Raw genomic sequence first — 13,342 nt, 5'->3', positions numbered from 1 at the left:
CCCTTCCGGGGCCGCCGCTCGTCGCTCGGGTCGTTCAGATCGTTCGGGTCAGGACGCCGCGACGCAGCGGTAGTCGGCGCCGTCGGCCGGGTCGCCCTCGTAGCGGGTCACCAGCGGGTAGCGGCAGACCTCACGGGTCACGGTCCGGCCGTCCCGCTCGGTGACGACGGCGGGCAGCGTCGCGGGGGCCTTGCCCTTCTCTACCCAGTCCACCAGGGTCACCAGCGGGTCCGTGCCGATGCCGCAGTGGTTCACGCCCGGGGGCAGGAACAGCCGGTAGAAGCTGTCGACCCGGGCGTTGCCGCCCATGACCCGGTTGACGTGCTCGCGGTAGTCGACCGTGCCCTGGGTGGGGACGAGCTGGTCGGCCTGGCCGTGCCAGCTCAGCAGCTTGCCGCCGGAGCGGGCGAACGCGGACAGGTCCGGGTCGTCGCTGCCGATGACGGAGTGGAAGTCGCGCTGCGACTTCGCGAAGAGCTGCTCGAACTGCCGGTAGGTCAGGTGGGCGGTGTCGAGCTGCGGGTCCTTCGCGACGAAGTACTTGACCCACTGGTCGGCCACCACGAACGGCTGGCCGGGCGTGGCGAGCCAGTTGAACGCGGCGCCCTTGTTCGGGCCGTACCACAGCGGGTGGCCGGACGGGCTGACCGGACCCTGCCAGATCTTGCGGACGGCGTCCGCGAGGTCCGAGCTGATCGTGTAGGTCGCGCCGTCGCACTCCACCTGGGTGCCGACCAGCTCACGCGGGTCCCACGCGCAGTCCTGCGGGTCGTCGATGATGCCGTCCCGCACGCCGTCGATCGTGTCGCACGCGTCGACCGCGGCGGTGTTGAACGCCTCGATCTCGCACGGTGCGGGGGCGACGTCCTCCTCGTTGAACACGACCTGCGGCCACAGCGTGGCCACGGCGAACTTGTCCCAGCTCACCGCGGGCGCGCCCGCCAGGATGCCCTGGAAGTCCGTCGGGTACTCCTGCGCGGCCACGTACCCCTGGCGGCCGCCCGTGGAGCAGCCGTTCCAGTACGAGTAGGTGGCCTTGGTGCCGTAGTACTGCTTGGTCACGGACTTGCCGACCACCGCGAGGTCGTGGACCGACCGGGACGCGAAGTTCTCCAGGAGGGGCGTGTTCACGCGCCCGTCCGACGTCAGCGCCCAGCCGCTGACGTCGGCCGGGGACTCGCCGATACCCGCGTCGGTGGCCGCCGCGGCGTATCCGTTCTTCACGGCCGCCACCAGGGTGGCGCCCAGGTCGCCGGCCAGGTACGCGCTCCCGCCGGTGGCCTGGAAGCGGCCGGACCAGTCGGCCCGGTCCTGCGGCAGCGAGACCTTGACGGTCTCGTGGTCGCCGGCCCGGCCGTGCGTGAGGGTCACCGTGATGTCGCACCGGGCGGGCACGTCGGGGATCGGGGCGGGCGTCTGGAGCGGCGGCGTCGCCTCGGGGAAGGTGACGGTCCCGGCGGGGAAGGCCTGGGCGGTCACGGACTCGACCCGGGCGCCGGGCGGCGCGGAGACGGTTACGGGGGCGCACGACGACGCGGGGTGGGCGTCCTCGGCAGGGCTGCTCGCCGGTGCCGCGAGCGGGAGGAGCCCCGCCGCCGACACGGACAGCGCCGCCGTGACCAGCATGACTAGCTTGTTCATGGTGCACAGCCTGGCCCGGCGGCACCCGGGGCCGCCCCAGGGAGACACCCTGGTGCGCCCCCGGGGCCGCGGCGCGAGGGTAGGGCAATGGACAGAAGGACATTCGTACGGACCGCCGGCCTGCTCGCCACCTCCGCCGCCGTGGGCGGGACCGCCCTGCCCGAGGCGGCGGCCACGCCCGCCGTCGCCCCAACCCGGCCCGCGCCGTCGTTCCCCGTGATCAAGCAGGTCCGGGCCGGCGAGCTCGACATCGGGTACGCGGAGCTCGGGCCCGCCCGGGGCCGGCCGGTCGTCCTGCTGCACGGCTGGCCGTACGACATCCACGCCTACGCCGAGGTGGCGCCCCTGCTCGCGGCCCGCGGCTACCGCGTGATCGTGCCGTACCTGCGGGGCCACGGCAGCACCACGTTCCTGTCCCCGGACACGTTCCGCAACGCCCAGCAGGTGGTGGTGGCGCGCGACGTCGTCGCGCTGCTGGACGCCCTGCACATCAAGCGCGCGCTGCTGGCCGGCTTCGACTGGGGCTCCCGCACCGCGGACATCGTCGCGGCCCTGTGGCCCGAACGGGTCCGGGCGCTCGTGTCGGTGTCGGGCTACCTGATCACCAACCGCGCGGCGAACCAGACGCCCATCGAGCCCGCGCGGGAGTGGGCGTGGTGGTACCAGTACTACTTCGCCACCGAGCGGGGACGGCTGGGACTGGAGGACGAGCACTACCGCAAGGAGCTGGCCCGCGTGGTGTGGAAGTCCAGCTCGCCCACCTGGGCTTTCGACGACGCCACCTTCGACCGGACCGCCGCCGCGTTCACCAACCCGGACTACGCCGCGATCGTGCTGCACAACTACCGCTGGCGCCTCGGCCTGGCCGAGGGCGACCCCCGGTTCGACGACGTCGAGGCCCGGCTGGCGGCGGGGCCGAGCATCGGCGTGCCCACCGTGACGATCGACGCCGAGCTCGATCCCTTCACCATGCCCGGCAACGGCACGGGGTATCGCGACAAGTTCGTGGGGCCGTACGACCACCGGACGTTCCGCAGTGTCGGCCACGACGTGCCCCAGGAGGCGCCGGCCGAGTTCGCCCGCGCCGTCGTCGACGCCGACCGGCTCTGACCTCCTCGGGGGAGTGCCCCCGCCCGGTGTAACCTCCGCAGGGAGGTGCGTGTGCGGAGCGAGACGGTGCTGCGCGGCCGGCGGCGTGAGACGGACGCGCTCGACGAGCTGCTGCGAGAGGTCCGGGCCGGGCACAGCCGGGTGCTGGTGCTGCGGGGCGAGGCGGGGATCGGCAAGACGGCGCTGCTGGACCACCTGTCGGCGCGGGCGGGAAGCGCCCGGGTGGTCCGGACGGTCGGTGTGGAGCCGGAGTCCGAGATCGCCTACTCGGCGCTGCAGCAGCTCTGCGCGCCGCTCCTGGACCACCTCGACGCGCTGCCCGCGCCGCAGCGGGACACCCTCGCCACGGCCTTCGGCCTGAGCCCGGGCAGTCCGCCCGAGGCGCTGCTGGTCGGCCTCGCGGTGCTCGGGCTGTTCGCCGAGGCCGCGGCCGACCGGCCGCTGGTCTGCGTGGTGGACGACGTGCAGTGGGTCGACCGGATGTCGGAGGTGATCCTGACCTTCGTGGCCCGCCGCCTCCAGGCCGAGTCGGTCGCCCTGGTCCTCGCCCTGCGCAGCCCCGGCGACGAGCAGATGCTCCCGGGCCTGCCTGAGCTGCGGGTCGGCGGGCTCCCGGACGCCGACGCCAGGGCGCTGCTCGACACGGCGCTGCCGGGGCCGGTCGACGACCACGTCCGGGCGCGGATCCTCGCCGAGACGCGCGGCAACCCGCTCGCGCTCCTGGAGCTGCCCCGCGACCTGACGCCGGCGGAGCTCGCGTTCGGGTTCGGCGCCCCGAGCCCGACGCCCGTCGCGGACCAGGTCGAGGACGGGTTCCAGCGGCGCGTCGCGGAGCTCCCGGCGGACGCCCGGACGCTCCTGCTCACCGCCGCCGTCGAACCCGTGGGCGACGTGCCGCTGTTGTGGCGCGCCCTGGACCGGCTGGGCATCGCGCCGGACGCCGCCGCGGCGGCCGAGACCGCGGGGCTGGTCCGGATCGGCGCCCGCGTGCGGTTCCACCACCCGTTGGTGCGTTCCGCCTGCTGGCGCTCGGCCACGCCGGCCGAGCTGCGGGCGGCGCACCGCGCGCTCGCCGACGTGACCGACCCGGGCCTGGACCCCGACCGCCGCGCCTGGCACCGGGCGCACGCCGCGCTCGGGCCGGACGACGAGGTGGCCGGCGAGCTGGAGCGCACCGCCGACCGGGCGCTCGCGCGCGGCGGACGGTCCGCCGCGGCGGCGTTCCTGGAGCGTGCCGCGGAGCTGACCCAGGACCCGAAGCTCCGGGCCGGGCGCGTCCTGGCCGCCGCGCGCGCCCGGTTCGCCTCCGGCGCCCTCGACGGGGTGCCCGGCCTGCTGTCGGCCGCGGAGCTCGGACCGCTCGACCCGCTGCAACGCGCCGGGGCGGAGCGGCTGCGGGCCCAGGTCGCGTTCGCGCTCGACCGCGGCCGGGGCGCCGTCGGACCCCTGCTGGAGGCCGCGCGCCGGCTGGACCAGCTCGACCCGGCGGCGGCCCGCGAGGCGCACCTCTGGGCGCTCGGCGCCGCCGTGCACGCGGGCCGGCTCGGCGCCGGCGGTGACGACGGCGACGGCGGCGACCTGCGGCGTGCGGCTGAGGCCGCGCGCGCCGTGCCGGCCGGGTCAGACGCTACCGGCCTCTTCCTCGCCGGGCTCTCCGTGCGGTACACCGACGGGTACGGCCCGGCCGTGCCCCACCTGCGCGCCGCGCTCGCCGCGCCGACCGACGACGCCGCGGCGCTCCTGTGGCTGTCGGCCCCGGTGGCGCACGAGCTGTGGGACGACGCCGCCTGGTTCCGGCTCACCGAGCAGGCGCTCGCCGCCGCCCGCTCGACCGGCGCCCGCACGGTGCTGCCCACGGCCCTGACCTTCCGCGCCGGCGCCCATGTGGCCGAGGGCCGGTTCGCCGAGGCGTCCGACCTGCTACGGGAGGCCGAGTCGTTCGCGAACCTGCCCCCGCACCCGTCCGCGGCGCTCACGCTCGCCGCGCACCGGAGCGCCGAGGAGCCCGCGATGCGGCTGGTCGACGCGACCGTCCGCGAGGCCGAGGCGCGCGGCGAGGGCCGGTGGCTCGGCCTGGCGGGCTACGCGGAGGCCGTGCTGCACAACGGGCTCGGCCGCTACCCGGCCGCCCTGGAGGCCGCGCGCCGTGCCGTGGCGTACGACGACCTCGCCCTGACCGGCTGGAGCCTCGGCGAGCTGGTCGAGGCCGCGGCGCGCGCCGGCGAGGCCGGGGTGGCCGCCGAGGCCCGCGAGCGACTGGGGGAGCGCACCGCCGCCGCGGGGACGCCCTGGGCGCTGGGCGCGCAGGCGCTCGCGGACGCGCTGGCGGGTCCGCCGTCCGCCGCGGAGGACCGGTACCGCGAGGCGGTCGACCTGCTGGGCGGCACGCGGCTGACGGTGCTGACGGCCCGGTCCCGCCTGCTGTACGGCGAGTGGTTGCGCCGGGAGAACCGGCGGGCCGCGGCGCGGGAGCACCTGCGCGCCGCGCACGAGGTGTTCGCCGCGGCGGGCGCCGAGGGTTTCGCCAGGCGGGCGAGCCGGGAGCTGGCGGCCACGGGGGAGACGGTCCGCAGGCGCAGCGCCGGGCCGGCGGACGGGCTGACGGCGCAGGAGGCGCAGATCGCGCGCCTGGCGGTGGCGGGCCGGACCAACCCGGAGATCGGCGCGGAGCTGTTCCTCAGCCCGCGCACCGTGGAGTGGCACCTGCGCAAGGTGTTCGGCAAGCTCGGGATCGGTTCGCGGCGCGAGCTGGCGGCAGCGCTGCGAGAGCGCTGAATCCGCGCCAGCCGTTCCCCCGCGCCGAGCGGAGGCGGCTGAGTGACAATCGTTCAGGTGATCGGCCATGACATCTGGTCGCCGACCCGCTTCGCGCGCAACGGCGACGTCCAGCTCGCGTACGACCGGTTCGGCACCGGCCACGGCACACCCCTGCTCCTGCTGATGGGCCTGGCCATGTCGCGGTTCTGGTGGCCCGACGGCCTGTGCCGCGCGCTGGCCGACGAGGGCTTCGACGTGGTCCGGTTCGACCAGCGCGACACCGGGGAGTCCACCCGGTTCGGCGCGAGCGAGCGGCGCGTCTCGTGGGCGTCGCTCTTCGGCGGGGGTTCGGTGCCCTATACGGCCGAGGACGTCGTGGACGACGCCGCCGCCGTGCTCGACGCCGTCGGGTGGGACCGCGCGGTGGCGCTGGGGCACTCCCAGGGCGGCGTCGTCGCGCAGCGGTTCGCGCTGCGGTACCCCGAGCGGACGCTCGGGCTCGTCTCGTGCGACGCCCCGCCGAGCGACGCCGCCGGGCTCACGGCGCTCCGGCACCTGCGGTACGGGCTGATCGCACGGCAGTCCACGGCCCGGCACCCGCGGACCCGGGAGGGCGACGTCGCGTCCGCGCTCGCCGTCGCCCGGGCCATGGCGTCGCCCGCGTACCCCGTCGACGAGGCGGCGGCCCGCGCCCGGATCGAGCGCGGGCTCGACTGCGGCCCACGCGACATGCGGGCCATGGGCCGGCAGCTCCGCGCGGTGTGGCACGGGCCCCGGCTGCGCGAGGTGCGCACGCCGACGCTCGTCGTGCACGGCGCGGCCGACCCCCTGGTGCGGACGACGGCGGCCCGCGCCACGGCTCGCGCGATCCCGGGCGCCCGGCTCGTGGTGCTCGACGACGTCGGGCACGACCTGCCGCCCGTCGTCTGGCCCACGCTGGCGCGGCAGGTCCGGGGGCTCGTGCCGGCCTGACCTGGCCCGGTCTAGCGCCGCTCCGGCATCGGGATCCACGTGTGCCAGGGGGTGACCCGGTCCACGTGCACGACGGCGTCGAACGCCCGGCGGGCGTCCACGAGCTGCAGCTCCGTGCCGTTGTGCGTGCCGCGCGTCGCGTCCAGGGCCGCGGCGGCCGCGCCGTCGGCGGGTCGCAGGTCCACGTAGTACGAGCCGAGCCCGGGCGCGGCGAGCGCCGCGTCCAGGCTCGTCGGGTCCGGCGCGCCGAGGTCCTGGGTGAAGGGCGTCGAGTGTCCCGGGGCGTCGTCCGGCCCCGGGCGGTGCAGCCACGCCGTGCCGCCGCCGAACGTGGTGCCCAGCACCACCAGGTCGTCCCCGAGCCGGTCGGCGAGCTCGCGGCCCATCGTCGTCATCGGCTGCGGCACGAACGGCGGCGCGTGGAACGGCGTGCGCTGCACGTGGCCGTTCGCGGCCGCGACCACCACGCGGGGCTCGCGCTCCAGCACCCACTCCACCGTGTCCGCCATGGTCACGTCCCGGACGTTGCCCGGCGGATAGGCGCGCGTCGCGCCCGCGGGCATCGCCGCGAGGAACGCGTCTGTCTGCCGCGCGACCCGCGCGGCGTGCTCCGCGAACGCCACCGCCCGCGGGTCGGCTCCGGCCTCCAGGTAGTCGATCCGGCGGGCCCGGACCCGCTCGGCCAGCTCTCCGACGAGCGCCGTCAGGGCCGCCCGCTCGGCGGCCGGCAGCGCGATGTACGCGTGCAGCGCGGGCGCCGCCTGGGCGATCCCCGACCGGTCGGCCGGGAGGTAGTCGAACAGCGGCAGCAGGTCCGCGAGCACGTGCGCCGCATACCCCGGGTCGACGTCGGCCAGGAAGGCCTCCATCGCCTCGACCGCCGGCCGGGCGCTCGCGGCCGAGTCCGGCACGTCCGCCCCGTAGAACCGCACGCCGCCGTCGGTGCGCAGCCAGGCCAGCAGGTCGAGCATCTCCTGGCACCGGCCCATGCTGTAGGTGACGCCGCGCTCCAGCACCTCGCGGACCGGTCGCGTGCTGCGGCCGGAGACCCAGTCGTCCACCAGCCGGGCCTCCGGGAAGCCGGACTCCATCACGTACGCGGTGAACCCGTGCCGCGCCAGGAACCGCAGGATCCGGTGCCGCACCAGGTACATCTCGTGGATCCGGTGCATCGACTCGCCGATCGCCACGACGCGCGCGTCGCCGACGATCTCCAGCAGCGGCAGCAGGTCGGCGTCGTCGTCGGCGTCCGGGTCCAGGGTGGCCAGCCGGCGCGCGTTCGCGCCCAGCCAGGCGGTCAGGTCGTCGCTCACCCCCGGAACGTAGCCCTTGCCCGACGTCGGAGGGCGGGCTGTGCGCTCAGGGCGCAAATGCCTCGGCCGCCCGGAGCGGCCCGGGATACCGTGCGAGGGCGCCGACCAGGGGGAGACGGGCATGACGATCACACCGGACGAGCTGCTGAGCGGCTGGCGCGGGCGCCGGTTCCTGCTGGAGTACGCGCGCCGCTCCGAGGAGCTCGCGACCGACCCCGACCAGCCGGAGGCGCCGTTCTCGTCGGCCGCGATGCTGGCCGGCTACGAGCTCGACCCGGGCCGGGGCAGCTCGGTCGTGCTGGTCAGCGTTGGAACCGGAAGCTGTGCCGCCGAGCCGGTGGAGGCCACACCCGCGTCCGTGGCGACCCTGCTCGACGGCGTCGCCCTGGCCGAGGTCGACCAGGAGACGGTGCTACGCACGCTCGCGCACGCGGTGACGGTCGCCCGCTACTGGCAGGAGCCCGACGGCGAGGACGTGCTCGCCGCCCTGCCGGTGGTGCGCACCGCCCTGGAGCGCGTCGCGGCGCACGTTGCGGGCTCCGCGGACGCCGTCGGCTGGTGGAGCACCCCGGTCGACCGCACGGACCAGCACGCGGTGACCTGGGACGCGGACCGGACGCCCCCTGCCGGCACGGCGGCCGAGCGTCTCGACCGGTGGCGCACCGACGCCCTCAAGGAGGAGCGGGACGCCCGGAGGCAGCGGCCCGCCGACCCTACGGCGTCCTGGAGCGGCACGTGGTGGTCCGCCCCGCCGTGGCAGCTGACGCGCACCCTGCGCAGCCTCGACGGCCACGGCCCGGCGGGGCTCTGGCTGGTGGAGGACGACATGGGGTGGGAGCAGGCGGTGACCCACCGGGTCGACGTCCCCGCCGGCGCGCGGGTGTACGAGGTGGACGGCGCCGAGGCCTGGGCCGCGCTGTGCCGCGCGTACCCGCTGGAGGTGACGGCGCAGAAGCGGCACGACTGGTACCGCACCACCGGCCGGGACGGGCCCTGGGTGCAGCCCGACTGGGCGGCGGTCGCCGCCGACCACGACGCCGTGCACCTCACCGCCGCCTACCTCGCGGCGGCGGGCACCGTGATCCCCGTCGGTGACGACACGGCGAGCGTCATCGCCGGGTGGAACCCCGACGAGACCTGCTGGCTCGTCGACACGGTCCGGCCGGAGCCGGAGGGCAGGGCATGGGTGCTGGACGACGAGGACTGGGTGCCCGCGGCCGGTTAGCGGCGCGGCTCAGCGGCCCTCGGCGCGCTCCAGCTCCCGGGCCAGGTCGAGCATCTCGCGGCCGAGGGCGTCCAGCCGCTCGCGGAGGCTCGTGGTGCCGACCGGCGCGGCGGGGGCGGGGGTGCCGGTCCCGGCCAGCCCCGCGGCGTCGGGCTCGCGGATCACGTTGATGTCGAACACGACCCGGTCCGCGCGGTGCCAGGTGCGGAACACCTCGACGGGCCGGGCGGCCTCGTCGGTGCTGGTGCCCTCGAGCAGCAGCACGGGCGCCCCGGCGGGGACCTGGAGCAGCTCCGCCGTCTCGCCGTCGGCGCTCACGGCCCGCACCTGCCGCTTGCCCGCGACGACGTGCGTGCCGAACCGGCGCAGGATCGTGGCGTGCAGCGACGTGTCGGTCAGCTCCTCGGCGGTCAGGTCGCCGAGCTCCTCGGGCAGCCAGGTCTCGATGAGGGCCAGCGGCTCGCCTCCGGCGCTGCGCAGCCGCCGCAGGCGCAGCACCCGGTCGGAGGCGAGGGCACCGGTCGCCTCAGAGGCCGGCTCCAGCCCGAGCTCCAGGATGCGCGTGGTGACGTGCACGCCCTCGCCCTCGACCTGGGTCGACAGGCCCGGCACGCGCTGCACCAGGCGGTGCAGCTCGCCGCGCTCCCGGACGGTCGTGCCCCGGCCCCGCCGGCGCTCCACGAGCCCCTCCTGCTCCAGCGCCGCCAGGGCCTGGCGGACCACGGAGCGGGAGACGCCGTAGCGTTCCTGCAGCTCGGCCTCGGTGGGCACCTGCGCGCCGGGCGCGAGCGTGCGCCCCAGGATCTGCGCGCGCAGCTCGCTGCCGATGCGCCGGTGGAGCGGCTGACCGTCGGGTGCGGGGCGGGCCACGGTCAGCTCGCCGCGCTCGGGGCGCCCTGCTGCGCCGTCCGCCAGACGTGGTCCCAGCCGGGCGCGAGGCCGGCCGCCCGCTCGATCGCGAGCACGAGGCTGGCCTCCCGGGCGATGCCCTGGCCGGCGATGTCGAACGCGGTGCCGTGGTCCACGGAGACTCGCACCACGGGCAGTCCCACGGTGATGTTCACGCCGTCGTCGCCGTACACGGCCTTGAACGGGGCGTGCCCCTGGTCGTGGTAGCAGGCCACGACCATGTTCCACTTCCCCTTGACCGCGGCGGGGATGAGGGCGTCGGCCGGGAGCGGGCCGTGGGCGTTGAGCCCGCGGGCGCGCGCCGCCTCGACCGCGGGAGCCAGGATGTCGGCGTCCTCGTCGCCGAACAGGCGGTTCTCGCCGGCGTGCGGGTTCAGGCCCGCGAGCCCGATGGCCTCGTCCGGGCGGCCCAGCGCCGCCGTGAACGCGCCGGCCAGGTCGAGCACGTCGCGGGTGCGCTCCGGCGTGATGTCCTCGATGGCCTGGCGCAGCGAGACGTGCGTGGTCAGGTGGAAGAAGTACAGGTCGCCGGCCGACAGCACGAGGCTGAAGTTCTTGACCCCGAACTCGTGGGCCAGCAGCTCCGTGTGCCCGGGCCACCGGTGCCCGCCCGCGTGCATCGCGGCCTTGTTCAGCGGGGGCGTGACGATGCCGTCCACCAGCCCCTCCCGGGCCAGCCGGCAGGCCTCGACCACGAACCGGTAGGCGCCGTCGCCGGCCGCCGCGCTGATCTCGCCGATCGGCACGTCCGCCAGCGACGGGCCGGTCTGGAGCAGCTCGATCGTGCCCGGGGTGTTGGTGGCCTCGGCCGGGGACGCGATCACGCGGACCCGCTCCGGGTCGCCGCCGACGGCGGAGACGGCGCGGCGCAGCGCGCCGGCGTCGCCCACGACCACGGGCACGCACAGGGCGCGCAGGTCGTCGTGGCCGAGCAGGGCCTTGGCCGTGATCTCCGGGCCGATGCCTGCGACGTCGCCGAGCGTGACGGCGAGGGTGGGGATGCTCAAGGGTTTACCTCCTGGTGCGAAGAGTACGATCTCAGGCTTTCGAGGACGTCGACGACGGTCCGGCGGGTGCCGAACCCGCCCGCCTTGGTGACGACGACGGTGCCGTGCGCCGGCCCGCCCTCCAGCCGGCCGAGCGGCACGCCCTCGGCCACGGTGCCCGACACCCGCACGCTGCGGGCACCGAGCCGGGCGAGCACGGCGCGGGCGCCGTCGCCCCCGACGAGGACGACGGCGTGGGGGCGGGTCCGCTGCGTGACGGCGGCGACCAGGTCGGCCAGCTCGGCCGCCGCACGGGCGGCCCGCTCCCGTCCGGTGCCGGCGGGCCCCGTGGGCTCGGGGGTGCGGACGAGCACGGTCGCGGGCAGGTCCGCGCCCAGCGCCCGCGCGGCCGTCTCGTCCGGTCCGGTCCCGGCCTCCGGGGTGATCAGCAGCGTCCCGGGCTCGGCGCGCAGCAGCTCCTCAGCCTGCCCGCGGGAGACCTCGTTCAGGGAGCTCAGCACCACGAGCGTGCGCCCGACGGCGACCCGGGGCTGGTCGGGCGCGCCGCGGTCGCCGCCCCAGCGCGGGGCCAGCGCCGCCGCGAGCCCGGCGGAGCCGACCGGGACGGCGCGGGCGCCGAGCAGCACGACGGCGTCGGCGAGGCGCTCGAGGCCGGCGTCGTCCAGGGCGTCGACCACCACGGCGTCCGCGGCCGCGCCCGCCTCGGCGAGGCGGTCCGCCAGGGCCGCGGCGTCGCCGTCGGCGGGCACCCGGACGGTGCCCGGCAGGAGCGCGGTCAGGTCGCTCGTGCGGACCGGGGTGACGGGGTCGTGCCCGGCGGCCGTCGCCGCGACCGGCACGCCGCCGACCAGGAGCACGCCCTCGCTGACCGTCCGCCCCAGCGCGGGGTAGCTTGGGCAGACCACGGCGAACGCGCCCGGGACCCGCTCGCGCCAGGCGGTCAGGGCCCCGGTGACCTGGGCCGCGACGCTGCCGCGCATCGTCGAGTCGATCTTGACGTAGAGGCGCCCGGCGTCGGACAGGGCCCGCACGGCGGCCGCGGTGGCGGCCGCAGCCGGGCCGTCGTCCTGGGCCCGCGCGTCGGTGACGACGGCGACCGCCGCCCGCTCGCCGGAGGGCAGGTCAGGGCCGAGGGCCAGGTGGCTGGTCCAGCCGGCACGCGCGAACTGCACCACGCAGTCGCCGGCCCCGGTCAGGTCGTCCGCGACGACCCCGACGGTGTGCTCGCTCATGCGGTGCCGCGCCCCTCGACGGCAGGTGCCTCGGCGGCGGCGGACCCGGCGCCGTCGTCCTCCGCGGCGGGCGCGAGGCCGCCCTGCCGCTTGAGCACGATCGTGGCCAGGAGCGGCGCCAGGACGGCGCTGACCAGCACCGCCGAGGCGACCTGCGCGGTGGCGACCGCGACGTACGGCTCGAACGTGGGGTCCACCCCGCCGATGATCGCAGGCGTGGCGACGGCGTTGCCCGCCGTGGTCGCGGCGGCGATCGCGATGCCCGACTTCATGCCGCGTCGCAGGATGAAGCGGTAGCCCGAGTAGGTCAGGGCGGCGGTCAGCAGGACGGCGAAGACGCCGACGAGGAGGCCGCTCGCGCCGCCGGTCACGACGTCGCGCAGGTTGATCCCCGTGCCGAGCGCGAACGCGAAGAACGGGATGACGATGTTCGGCACCGGCCGCATGATCTCGGTCCAGCGCGGGTCGAGGTTGCCCACCACGAAGCCCAGCACCAGCGGGATCACCGCCGCGAGGAAGGCCGTCAGCGGGATGTCGGCCAGGCCCGAGGCGCCGAGGAAGAGCATCGAGATGAACGGGCCGTCGTTCAGGGCCGAGGCCATGTAGGCGCCGCGGTCGCGCTCGTCGCCGTACTTGCCGGTGAAGGCGAGCCACAGCCCGCCGTTGCTGTTGTCGATGGTGGCCATGAGGGCCAGGATCGAGACCCCCAGGAACCCCTCGATCCCGAAGATGCTGCCCGCCAGCGCGACCAGCCCGGCGGGGATCAGGGACTTCGTCAGCAGCAGCGTCCCGGTGGCGGCGAGCACCGGCCCCGACGTCCGCGCCGTGATCTGCATGCCGGTCGCGAAGATGAGCACGGCGATGAGCGGCAGCGCCGAGTCCTTGAACAGGGCGGTGGTGAACGAGCCCAGCTCCAGGAAGCCGGGGAAGAACGTCCCGACCACCGAGCCGAGGACCAGCGGCACGAGCATGAGCCCGCCCGGGATCTTGTTCATCCAGTCGTAGAGGGGCACGGTCGACCTCGGTGTCAGTCCGGCATCCATGGCGGAACCTCTCGTTGTGCGCGACCGGCGATGGTCGCAATTGTCAGGACAAGAAAGTACGGACAAAGTACGGGACGGGACGGGCGGCGGGCAAGTCCCCTGTACACAGGCCCCCGCGCGCGCAGGATTCACC

10 protein-coding genes are annotated in these 13,342 nt (G+C 76.2%); 4 read left to right on the top strand and 6 right to left on the bottom strand.

The window, feature by feature from the left end; genetic code table 11:
- Positions 1–48 precede the first annotated feature (48 nt).
- Entirely contained in the window at positions 49–1,641 is a 1,593-nt protein-coding gene (locus ACFWEJ_RS02855; RefSeq protein WP_377227692.1) for a tannase/feruloyl esterase family alpha/beta hydrolase, read from the bottom strand.
- Between the two features lie 87 nt (positions 1,642–1,728).
- Between ACFWEJ_RS02855 and ACFWEJ_RS02850 the strand changes: the two genes are divergently transcribed.
- The 3 genes from ACFWEJ_RS02850 to ACFWEJ_RS02840 are packed head-to-tail and all read left to right on the top strand — an operon-like array spanning position 1,729 to position 6,480.
- Positions 1,729–2,751: an alpha/beta fold hydrolase gene (locus ACFWEJ_RS02850; protein WP_377227691.1), complete on the top strand. Its 1,023-nt coding sequence runs from the start codon at positions 1,729–1,731 to the stop codon at positions 2,749–2,751.
- A 51-nt stretch (positions 2,752–2,802) separates the two neighbouring features.
- The gene (locus ACFWEJ_RS02845; protein ID WP_377227690.1) at positions 2,803–5,526 is read left to right on the top strand and encodes an AAA family ATPase; all 2,724 of its coding nucleotides are present in this window, start codon (positions 2,803–2,805) and stop codon (positions 5,524–5,526) included.
- A gap of 42 nt (positions 5,527–5,568) precedes the next feature.
- The gene (locus ACFWEJ_RS02840) at positions 5,569–6,480 is read left to right on the top strand and encodes an alpha/beta fold hydrolase (protein ID WP_377227689.1); all 912 of its coding nucleotides are present in this window, start codon (positions 5,569–5,571) and stop codon (positions 6,478–6,480) included.
- Between the two features lie 11 nt (positions 6,481–6,491).
- On the opposite strand, the gene ACFWEJ_RS02835 is transcribed toward ACFWEJ_RS02840, so the two are convergent.
- Entirely contained in the window at positions 6,492–7,793 is a 1,302-nt protein-coding gene (locus ACFWEJ_RS02835) for an erythromycin esterase family protein (RefSeq protein WP_377227688.1), read from the bottom strand.
- Between the two features lie 121 nt (positions 7,794–7,914).
- Between ACFWEJ_RS02835 and ACFWEJ_RS02830 the strand changes: the two genes are divergently transcribed.
- The gene (locus ACFWEJ_RS02830; protein WP_377227687.1) at positions 7,915–9,018 is read left to right on the top strand and encodes a hypothetical protein; all 1,104 of its coding nucleotides are present in this window, start codon (positions 7,915–7,917) and stop codon (positions 9,016–9,018) included.
- 9 nt (positions 9,019–9,027) lie between these two features.
- Here the strand turns inward: ACFWEJ_RS02830 and ACFWEJ_RS02825 are convergent, their stop codons facing one another.
- The 4 genes from ACFWEJ_RS02825 to ACFWEJ_RS02810 are packed head-to-tail and all read right to left on the bottom strand — an operon-like array spanning position 9,028 to position 13,209.
- Positions 9,028–9,888 (bottom strand): GntR family transcriptional regulator, encoded by an 861-nt coding sequence (locus ACFWEJ_RS02825; RefSeq protein ID WP_377227686.1) that lies wholly within the window; start codon positions 9,886–9,888, stop codon positions 9,028–9,030.
- A gap of 2 nt (positions 9,889–9,890) precedes the next feature.
- A complete protein-coding gene (gene pdxA / locus ACFWEJ_RS02820) occupies positions 9,891–10,934 on the bottom strand; it encodes a 4-hydroxythreonine-4-phosphate dehydrogenase PdxA (RefSeq protein WP_377227685.1) in 1,044 nt (347 codons plus the stop codon).
- Positions 10,931–12,166: a four-carbon acid sugar kinase family protein gene (locus ACFWEJ_RS02815; RefSeq protein WP_377227684.1), complete on the bottom strand. Its 1,236-nt coding sequence runs from the start codon at positions 12,164–12,166 to the stop codon at positions 10,931–10,933. The genes pdxA and ACFWEJ_RS02815 overlap by 4 nt, the downstream gene beginning before the upstream one ends.
- Entirely contained in the window at positions 12,163–13,209 is a 1,047-nt protein-coding gene (locus tag ACFWEJ_RS02810; RefSeq protein WP_377227683.1) for a 2-keto-3-deoxygluconate permease, read from the bottom strand. The genes ACFWEJ_RS02815 and ACFWEJ_RS02810 overlap by 4 nt, the downstream gene beginning before the upstream one ends.
- Between the last annotated feature and the right edge of the window lie 133 nt (positions 13,210–13,342).

Source organism: Promicromonospora sp. NPDC060204, assembly GCF_042728455.1.
Taxonomy (GTDB): Bacteria; Actinomycetota; Actinomycetes; order Actinomycetales; family Cellulomonadaceae; genus Promicromonospora.
The sequence above is the reverse complement of the archived record's forward strand: the minus strand, read 5'-3'. Positions and strand labels throughout refer to the sequence as shown.